Origin of the sequence: Pseudomonas sp. Leaf127 (genome assembly GCF_001423155.1) — a bacterium.
Lineage (GTDB): Bacteria > Pseudomonadota > Gammaproteobacteria > Pseudomonadales > Pseudomonadaceae > Aquipseudomonas > Aquipseudomonas ovata.
In genome coordinates this window covers 765484-780275 of record NZ_LMOA01000023.1, presented here as the reverse complement: position 1 = coordinate 780275, position 14792 = coordinate 765484, and the positions used below count along the sequence as shown (strand labels likewise).

The window sequence follows — 14792 nt, the reverse complement described above, 5'->3', positions numbered from 1 at the left end:
GAAGCCGGCGTTTCGATAGTCAAACTTGCAGCTTGTAGCTTGGAGCTAGCAGCTCCCCGAAGGGGCCCTTATGAGCTATGTGATCGACCGACGCCTCAATGGCAAGAACAAAAGCACGGTGAATCGCCAGCGTTTTTTGCGGCGCTACCGTGATCACATCAAGAAGGCGGTGGAAGAAGCCGTCGGCCGGCGTTCCATTACCGATATGGAGCACGGCGAGCAGATCAGCATCCCCGGCCGCGACATCGACGAGCCGGTCCTGCATCATGGCCGCGGAGGCAAGCAGACCGTAGTCCATCCCGGCAACAAGGAATTCACCACCGGTGAGCGCATCCCTCGCCCACAAGGCGGCGGAGGCGGCAAAGGGCCTGGCAAGGCGAGCAACTCCGGCGAAGGCATGGACGAGTTCGTGTTCCAGATCACCCAGGAAGAGTTTCTCGAATTCATGTTCGAGGACCTGGAGCTGCCCAACCTGGTCAAGCGCAACCTGGTCGGCACCGACACCTTCAAAACGGTACGCGCCGGCATCAGCAACGAGGGCAACCCCTCGCGCATCAACATCATCCGCACCCTGCGCTCGGCCCATGCCCGGCGCATCGCACTGTCGGGCAGCAGCCGCGCCAAGCTGCGCGAGGCCACGGCAGAACTTGAGCGCATCAAGCGTGAAGAACCGGACAACTTCGGCGATATCCAGGAACTGGAAGGCGAAATCGAGCGCCTCAAGGCGCGCATTCGTCGTGTGCCCTACCTGGACACCTTCGACCTCAAGTACAACCTTCTGGTCAAGCAACCCAACCCCAGCTCCAAGGCGGTCATGTTCTGCCTGATGGACGTTTCCGGCTCCATGACCCAGGCCACCAAGGATGTCGCCAAGCGCTTCTTCATCCTGCTGTACCTGTTTCTCAAGCGAAACTACGACAAGATCGAAGTCGTGTTCATTCGCCACCACACCAGCGCCCGGGAAGTCGACGAAGAAGAGTTTTTCTATTCACGCGAAACCGGCGGCACCATCGTCTCCAGCGCCCTGAAACTGATGCAGGAGATCATGGCCGAGCGCTATCCGGCCAACGACTGGAATATCTATGCCGCGCAGGCCTCCGATGGCGACAACTGGAACGACGACTCGCCGATCTGCCGCGAGATCCTGACCAAGCAGATCATGCCGTTCGTGCAGTACTACACCTATGTCGAAATCACCCCGCGCGAGCACCAGGCCCTGTGGTTCGAATACGAGCGCATCGGTGAGCAATTCGCTGACACCTTTGCCCAGCAGCAGCTGGTGTCTTCCGGTGACATCTACCCGGTATTCCGAGAACTCTTCCAGCGCAGGTTAGCCACATGACCGCCAGAGACCAGAAACGCCAGCCCCTCTCCACCGGGTCAGAGTGGACCTTTGAACTGATCCAGGCGTACGACCGCGAAATCAGCCGCATCGCCGAGCGCTATGCCCTGGACACCTATCCCAATCAGATCGAGGTCATTACCGCTGAACAGATGATGGATGCCTACGCCTCGGTCGGCATGCCGCTGGGCTATCACCACTGGTCCTACGGCAAGCAGTTCCTGAGCACCGAAAAATCCTACTCCCGCGGGCAGATGGGCCTGGCCTACGAGATCGTCATCAACTCCGACCCGTGCATCGCCTACCTGATGGAAGAAAACACCATGTGCATGCAGGCACTGGTGGTGGCGCACGCCTGCTATGGGCACAACAGCTTCTTCAAGGGCAACTACCTGTTCCGTACCTGGACCGACGCCAGCTCGATCATCGATTACCTGGTGTTCGCCAAGCAGTACATCACCCAGTGTGAAGAACGCCACGGCATCGACGCCGTGGAAGACCTGATCGACTCCTGCCACGCCCTGATGAACTACGGCGTGGACCGCTACAAGCGCCCCTACCCGATTTCCGCCGAAGAAGAGCGCCGCCGGCAGAAGGATCGCGAAGAACACCTGCAGCGGCAGATCAATGACCTGTGGCGCACCATCCCGAAAAGCGCCGGCAAAGGCAGCAAGGAAGACAACGCCCGCTTTCCGGCAGAGCCGCAGGAAAACATCCTGTACTTCATCGAGAAACACGCCCCGCTGCTGGAGCCCTGGCAGCGCGAGGTGGTGCGCATCGTGCGCAAGATCGCCCAGTACTTCTACCCGCAGCGCCAGACCCAGGTGATGAACGAAGGCTGGGCGACCTTCTGGCACTACACGCTGATGAACGACCTCTACGACGAGGGCCTGGTGACCGACGGCTTCATGTTCGAATTCATCCAGTCGCACACCAGCGTGATCTACCAGCCCGGCTTCGACAGTCCCTACTACAGCGGCATCAACCCCTATACCCTGGGCTTTTCGATGTTCCAGGACATCCGCCGCATCTGCGAGCATCCCACCGACGAAGACCGCCACTGGTTCCCCGACATCGCCGGCAGCGACTGGCTGAGCACGATCAAGTTCGCCATGAGCAGCTTCAAGGACGAAAGCTTCATCCTCCAGTACCTGTCGCCCAAGGTCATTCGTGACCTTAAGCTGTTCAGCATCATGGACGATGACCAGAAAGACGAACTGCTGGTGCCGGCCATCCATGACGAAGCGGGTTACCGCACGGTGCGTGAAACCCTGTCGGCCCAGTACAACCTGGGCAACCGCGAACCCAACGTACAGATCTACAGCATCGACCGCCGCGGCGACCGCTCGCTCACCCTGCGCCACCAGCAGCACAACCGCAAACCGCTGGGCGAGTCCACCGAAGAGGTGCTCAAGCACCTGCACCGCCTCTGGGGCTTCGACGTGCACCTTGAAAGCCTGCAAGGCGATCAACTGGTCAAGACCCATCACGTTCCGCCCCGGGGTGAGCACGCCGACGGCGACTATCCACGGCTCGACATGGGGGTGGTTCACCACCTCTGACCCGCATTCTTCATGCAGTTTTAGCCTCCGCAGGCATCGCAAGGTTTATCCTGTCGCGCTTACGGAGGTTTTTTATGCAGATTTATAAAGTGGGCGGCGCCGTACGCGACCGCCTTCTGGGGCAACCGGTCACCGACATCGACTGGGTCGTGGTCGGCGCCACCGGCGATGAAATGCTGGTCAAGGGCTATCGCCCGGTCGGCACCGACTTCCCGGTGTTTCTTCACCCGCTGACAGGTGAGGAATACGCACTGGCACGCACCGAACGCAAAAGCGGGGTCGGCTATGGCGGCTTCGTTTTTCATGCCAGCCCCGAAGTGACACTGGAGCAGGACCTGATCCGCCGCGACCTGACCATCAATGCCATTGCCGAAGACAAGGACGGCAACCTGACCGACCCCTACGGCGGCCAGCATGATCTTGAAGCGCGCATCTTGCGTCACGTATCACCGGCATTTGCCGAAGACCCCCTCAGGGTGCTGCGCGTGGCCCGCTTTGCCGCTCGCTATGCGCCGCGCGGTTTCAGCGTGGCGCCCGAGACCCTGGCGCTGATGCGCCAGCTCAGCGAGTCCGGCGAACTCAAGGCCTTGACGCCCGAGCGCTGCTGGAAGGAAATCTCCCGCGCCTTGATGGAAGAACGTCCAGATGTATTCATTCGTGTACTGCATGAATGCGGCGCGCTGAAAGAATTGATGCCGGAAATCGAAGCGTTGTTTGGCGAATCCGCCCCTGCAACCGACACCGGCGAGCATGCCCTGACCACCCTTCACCTGAGTGCCAGGCACCAGCAACCCTTGAGCGTGCGCTGGGCCGGCCTGCTGCACGACCTGAACCAGGCCTCGATCAAGGCGATCAATGAGCGCTTTCGCGCCCCGCGTGAATGCCAGGAACTGGCGCAACTGGTCGGCCAGCACCTGGCTCACGGGCACCAGGCCCTGACGCTTGAGCCATCGGTCCTGCTGGAGCTGCTGCACAGCTTCGACGTCTATCGCCGCCCGCAACGCTTTGAGGAGTTCATTGCCGCCTGCGAGATGGACGCCCGCGCGCGCCCAGGCTGTGAGGATCAGCTTTATCAACAGGCCGCTTACCTGCAAGGTGCCGCCAACGCCGCCCGCACGGTGCCTGTGCAGCCGCTGCTGGAAAAGGGCCTCAAGGGCCAGAACCTGGGCAACGCCCTCAAGGACGCACGCCTGCACGCCTTGCAGGCCTACAAGGCGGATACCGCACTTAACCGATAGACGCCCCCGTAGGAGCGCGCTTGCCCGCGACCGAGTGCGCAGCGCTCGCAAAATTTGTGCAACGCCACAAATGCTGGACTGTGGACGTGTTCAAGATCTATGAAACGCCACAAATTTACGACTGCTACGCAGCCGGTCGCGGGCAAGCGCGCTCCTACAACAACCCCGGCGGGGTCAGGTCCTGGCCGCGCCACTGGAATGCCACTGGCCACAGTTGCTGGTCGATCTGCGCATGGGCCCACAGGTCGGCAAACGACTCGCCCACGCCTGGGTGCAGGCACTCTGGCGCAATCAGCGCCAGGGGCCGCAACACAAAGGCATTCCTGAGAATTTCAGAACGCGGCAGCACCAGGCCATCGAAGGTGCCCACCTGCTCGCCGTACAGCAGCACATCGATGTCCAGCGGCAGGCCCTTGCGATCCGGCGCATAGCGGCCGTTGTCGGCCTCGATGAACTTCAAGCGTCGGTCCAGCGCCATCAATGGCAGGTCGGTCAGGGCCGAGACCACCAGATTGAAGAACGGACCACTCTTGATGCCCACCGGGTGGCTTTCGAATACCGGCGAGCAGTGCAGGTCGAGTAACAAACCATCGAGTGCTTCAAGCCCTGCCTGCAGGTGCTTTTCGCGATCGATATTGCTGCCCAGCCCCAGGAAAATCCGGGTTAGCGACATCCGCGCTCGATCTCCACACCCACGCCCTTGGCGGCAGCGACTGCGCCGGGCTTGGTCAGTTTGATATGCAGCCAGGGGATATGGAATTCCTGCATCAGCACCTCGGCCAGTCGCTCGGCAAAGGTTTCCACCAACTGGAACTGCGTTTGCGCCGCAAAGGCCTGGATGCGCTCGCTGACACTGGCGTAATCGAGCGCCTTGCCCAGGTCGTCACCGGCCGCCGCCGGCCGGTTATCCCAAGCAAAACTCAGGTCCAGGCGCAGGCACTGGCGAATGCCACGCTCCCAGTCATAGGCGCCGATCACCGTCTCGACTTCCAGCCCCTCGATGAACACTCTGTCCAAGCACTACTCTCCACTGCACGACAAGGGCGCGATGCGCCGTTAGAATCAAAGGCATCCTAGCCCGGAATGGTCAGCATGTTTTGGTTACTGGTGATCTTCGCCTACCTGCTCGGTTCACTGTCCTTTGCCATCTTGCTCAGCCAGTTCACCGGCACCCCTGACCCACGTCACAGTGGCTCGGGCAATGCCGGCGCCACCAATATGCTGCGCCTGGCCGGCAAGAAACTCGCCATCCTGACGCTGCTGGGCGACCTTTGCAAAGGCCTGGTGCCGGTCCTGGTGGCCAACGCCTATGGCCTTGGCCACCAGGACCAGGCCTGGATAGGCGTCAGTGCCGTGATCGGCCACATGCTGCCGCTGTACTTCAAGTTTCGCGGTGGCAAGGGCGTGGCCACGGCTGCCGGCATGCTACTGGGCCTGTACCCTCCTGCAGCCGCCCTGGCCATTGCCATCTGGGCACTGACCGCCTACCTGACCCGCACCAGCTCACTGGCCGCCCTGATTGCCACCCCGCTGACCCTGCCATTGCTGGCCTGGCAGGAGCCCCGGGCATTGCTGCCGGTGAGTATCCTGACCCTGCTGATCGTCTGGCGTCATCGCAGCAACCTGCGCGACCTGTTGTCTGGACGCGAACGGCACTTCTAAAGAGGATGCCGTCCTGTTCGCAACCATTCGCGCCATGATCAGCGCTTAAATGGCCGGCAACTGTTCCATCGGCCAACGGGCCTGAACACTGATGGCCAACCCTTCTTTCTGCCCTGCCAGCAACCGCTGGCAGCCGGCGTAGGCAATCATCGCCCCGTTGTCGGTGCAGAATTCGGGGCGGGCGTAATACACCTGACCCTGTAACTGCCCCAGCATGGCCTCAAGCGACACACGCAACGCCTTGTTGGCACTCACGCCACCGGCGATCACCAGGCTGTTGAGGCCGGCCTGCTTGAGGGCGCGCTTGCATTTGATGGTCAGAGTCTCCACCACGGCATGCTGGAAGGCCAGCGCGATGTCGCAACGGGTTTGCTCGCTGTCGTCGCCAGACGCCTGGCACTGCTGCCAGGCATTGAGCGCTGCAGTCTTGAGGCCGCTGAAACTGAAATCCAGGCCTGGTCGATCCGTCATCGGCTTGGGGAACACAAAGCGTCCCGGCACTCCGTCGACCGCCAGTCGGGAAATCTCCGGACCGCCGGGATAGCGCAGGCCCATCATCTTGGCGGTCTTGTCGAACGCTTCACCGGCCGCATCGTCCAGGGTCTCGCCCAGCACTTCGTACTGACCGATGCCATCGACGCGCACCAGCTGGGTATGGCCGCCGGACACCAACAAAGCGACGAACGGAAATTCGGGCGGTTGCGCCTCCAGCATGGGGGCCAGCAAATGCCCTTCCATGTGGTGCACGCCCAGCGCCGGGATGTCCCAGGCAAAGGCCAGCGCCTGGGCGCAGGAAGCCCCGACCAGCAAGGCCCCGACCAGGCCGGGGCCGGCTGTGTACGCGATGGCATCAATGTCGGTGGCGACCCGGTCGGCCTCGGCCAGCGCCTGGCGAATCAACGGCAGCATGCGCTTGACGTGATCGCGTGAAGCCAGCTCGGGCACCACACCGCCATACGCGCGGTGCAGGTCGATCTGACTGAACAGCGCATCGGCCAGAAGGCCGTCTTCACTGTCGTAAAGCGCAACGCCGGTTTCGTCGCAGGAAGTTTCCAGTCCCAGTACTAGCATAGGGTGCGCCTTTGTCAGGGGGGCGGATTCGAAGGCGCGCATCATAGTCGCCGCTCATGACGCCGGCCAACCCTTTTCGATCAGAGGCTTTGCATTCCGCTTCGCGAAGGGGTAACATCCGCAACCCTTAAAAACCGACGTATTTCAGTGCGTTTTTGCACGAAACGTTGACCCCGGTAATGAATGAAGGTAGCTCTGGATGCCAGCCGTCAAAGTTAAAGAGAACGAACCCTTCGACGTAGCTCTGCGTCGTTTCAAGCGCTCCTGCGAAAAAGCCGGTGTTCTGGCTGAGGTTCGTAGCCGCGAATTCTATGAAAAACCAACTTCTGAGCGTAAGCGCAAAGCAGCAGCTGCTGTGAAGCGTCACGCCAAGAAAGTTCAGCGCGAACAGCGCCGCGCCGTTCGTCTGTACTGATTACAGACTGACGTCGCAAGCGAATGCCTTGCCCGGCCCAAAGCCGGGCTGTCGGCATTTGCAGTTCACGCTACACGCTGCATGTTTCATTGACAGAGACCGCCCAAAGCGCTTGCTCGCCCAGGGCGCTCCGTCAACACAACCCTGCCTGTTTCACGGGCCACATTATTCGCCTCCCCCCAGAGCGCGGATCAGCGTGCATGAAAGACCTGCCTTGACCCTTTCAACCGAAATTCAAGCAGGACACCGCCGCGCAACCGGTTTGCCGACGACATTGCACCACTCATGCTGCACACCCTTGCGTTGCCAGGCCCTAACGGACCCTGGACAGACAGACGCCACGGATGCACGACAATGACCCATACTGACTCATCGCATTGCGCCTGACGAGAACGCCATGGCCGGGCTGATCCCCCAGAGTTTCATTGACGACCTGCTGAACCGCACCGACATCGTCGATGTGGTGAGCTCGCGCGTGCAACTCAAGAAAGCCGGCAAGAACCACGTCGCCTGCTGCCCGTTCCACAAGGAGAAGACCCCGTCGTTCAGCGTCAGCCCCGACAAGCAGTTCTACTACTGCTTCGGTTGTGGTGCCGGCGGCAACGCCCTGGGCTTCATCATGGACCACGACAACCTGGATTTCCCCCAGGCGGTCGAGGAACTGGCCAAGGCCGCCGGCATGGAAGTGCCGCGCGAGCAAGGCGGACGCGGCCAGAAGGCCCGCCAGCCCACCGATTCGCCGCTGTATCCACTGCTGGAGGCAGCCGCCGAATTCTATCGTCAGGCGCTCAAGAACCACCCGGCGCGCAAGGCCGCCGTGGACTACCTCAAGGGCCGCGGCCTGTCCGGCGAAATCGCTCGCGATTTCGGCCTGGGCTTTGCCCCGCCGGGCTGGGACAACCTGTACAAGCACCTGAGCAGCGATACCCTGCAGCAAAAGGTGATGATCGACGCCGGCCTGCTGATCGAGAACACCGAGACCGGCAAGCGCTACGACCGCTTCCGCGACCGGGTGATGTTCCCGATCCGCGACAGCCGTGGCCGGGTGATTGCCTTTGGCGGACGGGTACTGGGTGACGACAAGCCCAAGTACCTGAACTCGCCTGAAACACCGGTGTTCCACAAGGGCCAGGAGCTGTACGGCCTGTTCGAGGCGCGCAAATTCAATCGCAACCTTGACGAGATCATCGTTGTCGAAGGCTACATGGACGTCATTGCCCTGGCCCAACAAGGCCTGCGCAATGCCGTTGCCACCTTGGGCACGGCCACCAGCGAAGAACACCTCAAGCGGCTGTTTCGCGTGGTGCCCAGCGTGTTGTTCTGTTTTGACGGCGACCAGGCCGGCCGTAATGCCGCCTGGCGCGCCCTGGAAGCGACCTTGTCGAGCCTGCAGGACGGACGCCGTGCGCGCTTTCTGTTTCTGCCCGAAGGCGAAGACCCGGACACGCTGGTGCGCTCGGAAGGCACCGACGCCTTCAAGGCGCGCATCAACCAGCATGCCCAGCCGCTGGCCGATTACTTTTTTGAACAGTTATCCCTTGAGGCCGACCCGCGCTCACTGGAAGGCAAGGCCCACCTGGCCACACTGGCAGCGCCCCTGATCGAAAAGGTCCCCGGCGCCAACCTGCGGACCCTGATGCGCCAGCGCCTGAGCGAGATCACCGGCCTGAGTGGCGAGGCCATGAGCCAGCTGGCGCAAAGCGCGCCGGCACCGGCCAGCCAGGGCGGGCATGCCGACTATGACGGCATGCCCGACTTTGCCGACTATCCGCCGCCGGCCGGCGATTATCAGGGCTTCGACGAGCCCCCACAGTGGACGCCGCCGAAAAGCGCTGGCCCGGCCGGCCGTCAGGGCAAGCAACAATGGGACAAGAAGCCGTGGGACAAGAAGGGCCCGCGTCGCGACTTCGAACCCCGGCAGCCGCGTACGCCGGTGTCCGTCGAGCAACCGATGCAGACCGCGCTGCGGACCCTGCTGCATCACCCGGAGCTGGCTGAAAAGGTCGACAATGCCAGCCAGTTTGCCGATGAAGAGAACCTGCCGACCCAGCTTCTGGTGGCTTTGATCGAAGCCCGGCAAAAGAATCCGGGGTTGCGGTCGTTACAGTTGATAGCGCGCTGGCATGGCACCGAACAGGGCCGCTTGCTCAGGGCGCTGGCCGAAAAGGAATGGCTGATCGAAGCCGGCAACCTTGAACAACAGTTTTTCGACACTATAACTAGGTTAACCGCCCGCCAACGCGAGCGAAGCCTCGACCGTTTGATTACCAAAGAAAAGCAGACAGGGCTGACTGCAGACGAAAAAACCCAGCTCTTAAGCTTGCTCTGCCGTAAACAGCAGACACAAAACCCGACCTCAACTGGCGCGTGAGGTCCTAGCTCGGGTATAATCCTCGGCTTGTTTTTTGCCCGCCAAGACCTTCAGTGGATAGGGTGTTATGTCCGGAAAAGCGCAACAGCAGTCTCGTATCAAAGAGTTGATCACCCTGGGTCGTGAGCAGAAGTATCTGACTTACGCAGAGGTCAACGACCATTTGCCTGAGGATATTTCAGATCCCGAGCAGGTGGAAGACATCATCCGCATGATCAACGACATGGGGATCCCGGTCCACGAGAGTGCTCCGGATGCAGACGCCCTGATGTTGGCCGACACCGACACCGACGAGGCCGCCGCTGAAGAAGCGGCCGCAGCGTTGGCGGCGGTCGAAACCGACATCGGTCGTACCACCGATCCGGTGCGCATGTACATGCGTGAAATGGGCACGGTCGAGCTTCTGACCCGTGAAGGCGAAATCGAAATCGCCAAGCGTATCGAAGAGGGCATCCGCGAAGTGATGGGGGCGATCTCCCACTTCCCTGGCACCGTCGACTACATCCTGTCCGAATACAACCGTGTTGTCACCGAAGGCGGCCGTCTGTCGGACGTCCTCAGCGGCTATATCGATCCGGACGACGGCATCGCGCCGCCGGCTGAAGTCCCCCCGCCGATCGACGAGAAAGTGGCCAAGGCCGCCGGTGACGACGACGAGGAAGAGGCCGACAGCACCGACGACGAAGACGAAGTCGAAAGCGGTCCGGACCCGGTCCTGGCCCAGCAGCGCTTTGGGGCGGTGGCCGATCAACTGGCAATCACCCTCAAGGCCCTGAAAAAAGGTCGCAACGACAAGGACGCCATCGCCCAGATGCAGGCCTTGGGCGACCTGTTCATGCCGATCAAGCTGGTGCCCAAGCAGTTCGAAGTGCTGGTCGAGCGCGTTCGTGGCGCCCTGGAGCGCCTGCGTGCCCAGGAACGCGCCATCATGCAGTTGTGTGTGCGTGATGCCCGCATGCCGCGTGCCGAGTTCCTGCGCCAGTTCCCGGGCAACGAAGTCGACCTGAGCTGGACCGACTCGCTGGCCAAGGGCAAGAGCAAGCACGCCGAAGCCATCGTGCGCTTCCAGCCTGACATTCAGCGTTGCCAGCAGAAGCTGCGCGACCTGGAAGAAGAATCCGGTCTGACCGTCGCTGAAATCAAGGACATCAACCGTCGCATGTCCATCGGCGAGGCCAAGGCCCGCCGCGCCAAGAAGGAAATGGTCGAGGCCAACCTGCGTCTGGTGATCTCCATCGCCAAGAAGTACACCAACCGCGGCCTGCAATTTCTCGACCTCATCCAGGAAGGCAACATCGGCCTGATGAAGGCGGTGGACAAGTTCGAATACCGCCGTGGCTACAAGTTCTCGACCTACGCCACCTGGTGGATCCGTCAGGCCATCACCCGGTCGATTGCCGACCAGGCGCGCACCATCCGTATTCCGGTGCACATGATCGAGACGATCAACAAGCTCAACCGTATTTCCCGGCAGATGCTGCAGGAAATGGGTCGCGAACCGACCCCGGAAGAGCTGGGCGAGCGCATGGAAATGCCTGAGGACAAGATCCGCAAGGTACTGAAGATCGCCAAAGAGCCGATCTCCATGGAAACCCCGATCGGCGACGACGAAGATTCGCACCTGGGCGACTTCATCGAGGACTCCACCATGCAGTCGCCGATTGACGTCGCGACGGTCGAGAGCCTCAAGGAAGCCACCCGCGAAGTGCTGTCGGGTCTCACCGCCCGCGAAGCCAAGGTCCTGCGCATGCGCTTCGGTATCGACATGAATACCGACCATACGCTGGAAGAAGTCGGCAAGCAGTTCGACGTGACCCGTGAGCGTATCCGTCAGATCGAAGCCAAGGCGCTGCGCAAGCTGCGTCACCCGACCCGTAGCGAGCACCTGCGCTCGTTCCTGGACGAATAAGCTTCAGCGCTTGAACACAACCCCCGGCCTGCCGGGGGTTTTGCGTTTAAGGCCCCGGCACTTTTTTTCAGCCCGTATGCCCTGCCCCGCACCTTCCAGCCGTCATTTACCCTGCACGCTCGCCGAATCTGACCTACAACTGTGTACGCAACGGGTGTAAAAAATCGCCCGCTTCGCTCCGGTTTCCTGTTGTAGCCGGCCCGCTGATGCCGCCATCAGCCCGCGCCAACATGAAAGTGAGCCCCATGCATGGATTAATGCCCGACCTCATCGATAGCCATGCCAGCGCGCACAAGCGCCACTGGGCCAGCCTGGCCATCGAACACACCCATATCGGCGTGATGATTACCGACGCCCGGCAACGCATCCATGTCATCAACCACGCCTTCAGCCACATCACCGGCTACAGCGAACAGGACGCGCTCGGCAAGACCCCGCGCCTGCTCGCCTCCGGCCAGCACGACAGCGCCTTCTACGCCGCGCTCTGGCACCGCCTCAACGCCGAAGGCCACTGGCAGGGCGAGGTCTGCAACCGGCGCAAGAACGGCGACCTCTGGCCCTGCTGGCTGACTGTCAGCGCCGTGCGCGACAATAACGGCAAGTGCTCGCACTTCGTGGCGCTGCTTGCCGACATCTCCAGCCTCAAGCACGCCCACGCCCGCCTGGACCACCAGGCCCACCACGACCCGCTGACCGGCCTGCCCAACCGCCTGCTGTTCGAAACACGCCTGCACAAGGCGCTGCAACACAGCCAGGAAACCGGCAGCCTGGGCGCCGTGCTGTTTCTCGACCTCGACCGTTTCAAACACATCAACGACAGCCTCGGTCATGCCACCGGCGACCTGCTGCTCAAGGCCATCGCCCAGCGGCTCAAGGACCACCTGCGCGACATCGACACCGTGGCGCGCCTGGGTGGCGACGAATTCGTCATTCTTTTGCCGGGCCTTGCACACCCCAGCGATGCCCACAGCATCGCGCGCAAACTGCTGGGCAGCTTCAACACACCACTGCAGGCCGGCGAACACCGGTTGATCGTGCACACCAGCATAGGGAGCTGCCTGTTCCCCGAGGACGGCCTGGACGCCGCCACACTGATCAAGCACGCCGACGCCGCCATGTATCGCTCCAAGGCCAAGGGCCGCAACCGCATCGAAGCCTACACCTGCGACCTCGGCACCCGGCTGGGCGAACGCCTGACGCTGGAGCGCGAATTACGCCATGCCCTGGAGCGCAACCAGCTCAGCCTGCACTACCAGCCCGTGTTCAGCCTGCCGGAACAACGCCTGGTCGGCGCCGAAGCGCTGCTGCGCTGGCACCACCCCCGCCTCGGCGAAGTCCCGCCCGAACACTTCATCGCCCTGGCCGAAGAAAGCGGCAGCCTGCTGGCCATCGGTGACTGGGTACTGGAAAACGCCTGCCGCCAGTTGCAGCAATGGCGCCAGCACGCCCCGGCCTTCGGGCCGCTGTCGATCAACGTCACCGGCGCCCAGCTGCGCCAGCCACAGTGGGTTGAGCGCATGCAGCAACGGCTGGCCGATTACCAACTGACACCGGGCAGCCTGCAACTGGAAATCACCGAACACTGCATCATGGGCCAGACCGAGCACACCCTGAACGTGCTCAACGCGCTCAGGCAACTGGGCATCCAGCTGGCCATCGACAGCTTCGGCACCGGCTATTCCTCGTTGGGCTACCTCAAGCGCCTGCCGCTGCACGCCCTGAAGATCGACCGCGCCTTCACCCGCGGCCTGCCCGACGCGGCACACGAAACCGCCATCGTCCACGCCATCATCGCCCTGGGCCGCAGCCTGCAACTGACCGTGGTGGCCAAAGGCGTCGAAACCCTGGAACAGCAACACTGGCTGCAAGCCGCCGGCTGCCAGCACCTGCAAGGCCACCTGCTCAGCCCGGCGCTGCCGGCAAAGGAATTTGAGGAAAAGTACCTTCGTACACGCCTTTCGGATTTTTCAGATAGCACAGCCGGGCAACCCCCGTTATAATCCGCGACCTGCAAAAGGGCCTATAGCTCAGTTGGTTAGAGCAGAGGACTCATAATCCTTTGGTCCACGGTTCGAGTCCGTGTGGGCCCACCAGATCAGAGAAAAGGCCAGCCTTCGAGCTGGCCTTTTTCTTGCGCAAGATTCGGCAAAACAGCCTTGCCCATCCCCGCGTCACAAAACCCAATGTGGGAGGCGGCTCTCATTAGGCCGTGAGCCGAATAGACTGGCTAATCGGCTCACACCTGAGCAAGCGTAATGAGTTCCCCCTTATGGATCTGGCAAAACCCCGAATGGCCGCACTTCACCTGGCAAGCTGAACAGTTTGCCTCGCTGCTGCGTGCCTGCATCCATGCACAGGGTGGCCTGCAGGCCATGCCGGAGAACATCGTCACCTCGTCGGCTATCGAAGGTGAACCATTGAATGTCGGCTCGGTGCGCGCTTCACTGCCCGCGACTGCCGGGGTGCAAACGCAGCAGATGCACTGGATTCACTGACGCTATCGCGGGCAGAGCCCCCTCCCACAGGTTCAGCGTCAATCAGAAACAGGTAAATTTCATCTGAACGACCCGCTGCAACGGCGAGCGCTGCCTATGCCCCTGAATACGCGATCCATGTGGGAGGCGGCTTGCCGGCGATGGCGGCGGCACAGACCCAGTAGATACTTCGGTTTTACTGGCCCCGTGGACTTTCAGCCGAGCAAGCTTCTATCCCCTGCAGTTCCAGCCCGGGTAAACGCAAGCCGAACAGACCGGCCAATCGGCTCATGCCCCGGCAAGCACAATAAACACCCTTACCTTACGTTTGCTCCAATCAAAGCGGACTCACCTGTCCACACTCAATCGCCGCCTCCCCCGTCGTAAGCCAAAGCGCGTACTTCCTGAACCGCTCGTGATTGGCAACCTTCAAAAAAGGCTGCAATCCCATCTCGGTAATCCCCGCCTCATACTTCTTCCAGCTACTGATGCTGATTCCTACCACCTCGCAAAACTCCCCTTGCGTGAGCCCTTCCCGTGCACGGATGGCTTTCATCTTTGCTGGCAGATCCACTCTCAGATTTCCCTGTTGACAGGTTCCAACAAAGGAACCTTACTCAAATAAGCTTTCGCCAGAGATTACCAGAACACAGCTCGCCCCCGACACGACCTCCGTGATCACGCCTGCATGCTCTGTTCATCTCACCTGAGCGCAGCCAGCATCTTTAACCCACAAACCAGCAGACCA

General features: G+C 61.5%; 11 protein-coding genes, 1 tRNA gene and 2 pseudogenes. 10 read left to right on the top strand and 4 right to left on the bottom strand.

Going from position 1 to position 14792, the window contains the following annotated elements:
- Nucleotides 1-70 precede the first annotated feature (70 nt).
- From ASF84_RS24505 to ASF84_RS24495, 3 genes are all read left to right on the top strand, one after another.
- Nucleotides 71-1342, top strand: coding sequence for a YeaH/YhbH family protein (locus ASF84_RS24505; protein ID WP_056841455.1), 1272 nt, complete (start codon nt 71-73; stop codon nt 1340-1342).
- Entirely contained in the window at nt 1339-2904 is a 1566-nt protein-coding gene (locus ASF84_RS24500) for a SpoVR family protein (RefSeq protein ID WP_056841454.1), read from the top strand. The genes ASF84_RS24505 and ASF84_RS24500 overlap by 4 nt, the downstream gene beginning before the upstream one ends.
- 74 nt (nt 2905-2978) lie before the next feature.
- Nucleotides 2979-4142, top strand: coding sequence for a multifunctional CCA addition/repair protein (locus ASF84_RS24495; protein WP_056841453.1), 1164 nt, complete (start codon nt 2979-2981; stop codon nt 4140-4142).
- A 154-nt stretch (nt 4143-4296) separates the two neighbouring features.
- Here the strand turns inward: ASF84_RS24495 and folK are convergent, their stop codons facing one another.
- Both folK and folB read right to left on the bottom strand, forming a co-directional pair.
- Nucleotides 4297-4815: a 2-amino-4-hydroxy-6-hydroxymethyldihydropteridine diphosphokinase gene (gene folK / locus ASF84_RS24490; RefSeq protein ID WP_056841452.1), complete on the bottom strand. Its 519-nt coding sequence runs from the start codon at nt 4813-4815 to the stop codon at nt 4297-4299.
- Entirely contained in the window at nt 4806-5159 is a 354-nt protein-coding gene (gene folB / locus ASF84_RS24485; RefSeq protein ID WP_056841451.1) for a dihydroneopterin aldolase, read from the bottom strand. The genes folK and folB overlap by 10 nt, the downstream gene beginning before the upstream one ends.
- A gap of 75 nt (nt 5160-5234) precedes the next feature.
- On the opposite strand from folB, the gene plsY reads away from it, so the two are divergent.
- Complete coding sequence (plsY, locus tag ASF84_RS24480) at nt 5235-5804, top strand: glycerol-3-phosphate 1-O-acyltransferase PlsY (protein WP_056841528.1); 570 nt, start codon at nt 5235-5237, stop codon at nt 5802-5804.
- A gap of 45 nt (nt 5805-5849) precedes the next feature.
- On the opposite strand, the gene tsaD is transcribed toward plsY, so the two are convergent.
- Entirely contained in the window at nt 5850-6875 is a 1026-nt protein-coding gene (gene tsaD / locus ASF84_RS24475; RefSeq protein ID WP_056841527.1) for a tRNA (adenosine(37)-N6)-threonylcarbamoyltransferase complex transferase subunit TsaD, read from the bottom strand.
- A gap of 199 nt (nt 6876-7074) precedes the next feature.
- Here tsaD and rpsU point away from each other — a divergent pair, with 199 nt between their 5' ends.
- The 6 genes and pseudogenes from rpsU to ASF84_RS24450 form a co-directional block, all read left to right on the top strand.
- Nucleotides 7075-7290 carry a 30S ribosomal protein S21 gene (rpsU, locus tag ASF84_RS28795; RefSeq protein WP_002551877.1) on the top strand — a complete coding sequence of 72 codons (216 nt, stop codon included), beginning with the start codon at nt 7075-7077 and terminating at the stop codon, nt 7288-7290.
- Between the two features lie 397 nt (nt 7291-7687).
- Entirely contained in the window at nt 7688-9661 is a 1974-nt protein-coding gene (dnaG, locus tag ASF84_RS24470; RefSeq protein ID WP_056841450.1) for a DNA primase, read from the top strand.
- A gap of 67 nt (nt 9662-9728) precedes the next feature.
- A complete protein-coding gene (rpoD, locus tag ASF84_RS24465) occupies nt 9729-11570 on the top strand; it encodes an RNA polymerase sigma factor RpoD (RefSeq protein WP_056841449.1) in 1842 nt (613 codons plus the stop codon).
- A gap of 263 nt (nt 11571-11833) precedes the next feature.
- Nucleotides 11834-13570: pseudogene (locus tag ASF84_RS24460) on the top strand (putative bifunctional diguanylate cyclase/phosphodiesterase); the annotation flags it as partial.
- Between the two features lie 16 nt (nt 13571-13586).
- Nucleotides 13587-13663 (top strand) — tRNA-Ile (locus tag ASF84_RS24455).
- Between the two features lie 162 nt (nt 13664-13825).
- Nucleotides 13826-14044, top strand: a pseudogene (locus ASF84_RS24450) (DUF4172 domain-containing protein); the annotation flags it as partial.
- A 337-nt stretch (nt 14045-14381) separates the two neighbouring features.
- Here ASF84_RS24450 and ASF84_RS24445 read toward each other — a convergent pair.
- Nucleotides 14382-14600: a helix-turn-helix domain-containing protein gene (locus ASF84_RS24445; protein ID WP_330219674.1), complete on the bottom strand. Its 219-nt coding sequence runs from the start codon at nt 14598-14600 to the stop codon at nt 14382-14384.
- Nucleotides 14601-14792 lie beyond the last annotated feature (192 nt).

Excerpts from the sequence above, each read along its gene's own strand:
- ASF84_RS24505 (WP_056841455.1), top strand. The coding sequence starts at position 71 with ATGAGCTATGTGATCGACCGACGCCTCAATGGCAAGAACAAAAGCACG.
- ASF84_RS24500 (WP_056841454.1), top strand. The coding sequence starts at position 1,339 with ATGACCGCCAGAGACCAGAAACGCCAGCCCCTCTCCACCGGGTCAGAG.
- ASF84_RS24495 (WP_056841453.1), top strand. The coding sequence starts at position 2,979 with ATGCAGATTTATAAAGTGGGCGGCGCCGTACGCGACCGCCTTCTGGGG.
- folK (WP_056841452.1), bottom strand. The coding sequence starts at position 4,815 with ATGTCGCTAACCCGGATTTTCCTGGGGCTGGGCAGCAATATCGATCGC.
- plsY (WP_056841528.1), top strand. The coding sequence starts at position 5,235 with ATGTTTTGGTTACTGGTGATCTTCGCCTACCTGCTCGGTTCACTGTCC.
- tsaD (WP_056841527.1), bottom strand. The coding sequence starts at position 6,875 with ATGCTAGTACTGGGACTGGAAACTTCCTGCGACGAAACCGGCGTTGCG.
- rpsU (WP_002551877.1), top strand. The coding sequence starts at position 7,075 with ATGCCAGCCGTCAAAGTTAAAGAGAACGAACCCTTCGACGTAGCTCTG.
- dnaG (WP_056841450.1), top strand. The coding sequence starts at position 7,688 with ATGGCCGGGCTGATCCCCCAGAGTTTCATTGACGACCTGCTGAACCGC.
- rpoD (WP_056841449.1), top strand. The coding sequence starts at position 9,729 with ATGTCCGGAAAAGCGCAACAGCAGTCTCGTATCAAAGAGTTGATCACC.
- ASF84_RS24445 (WP_330219674.1), bottom strand. The coding sequence starts at position 14,600 with ATGAAAGCCATCCGTGCACGGGAAGGGCTCACGCAAGGGGAGTTTTGC.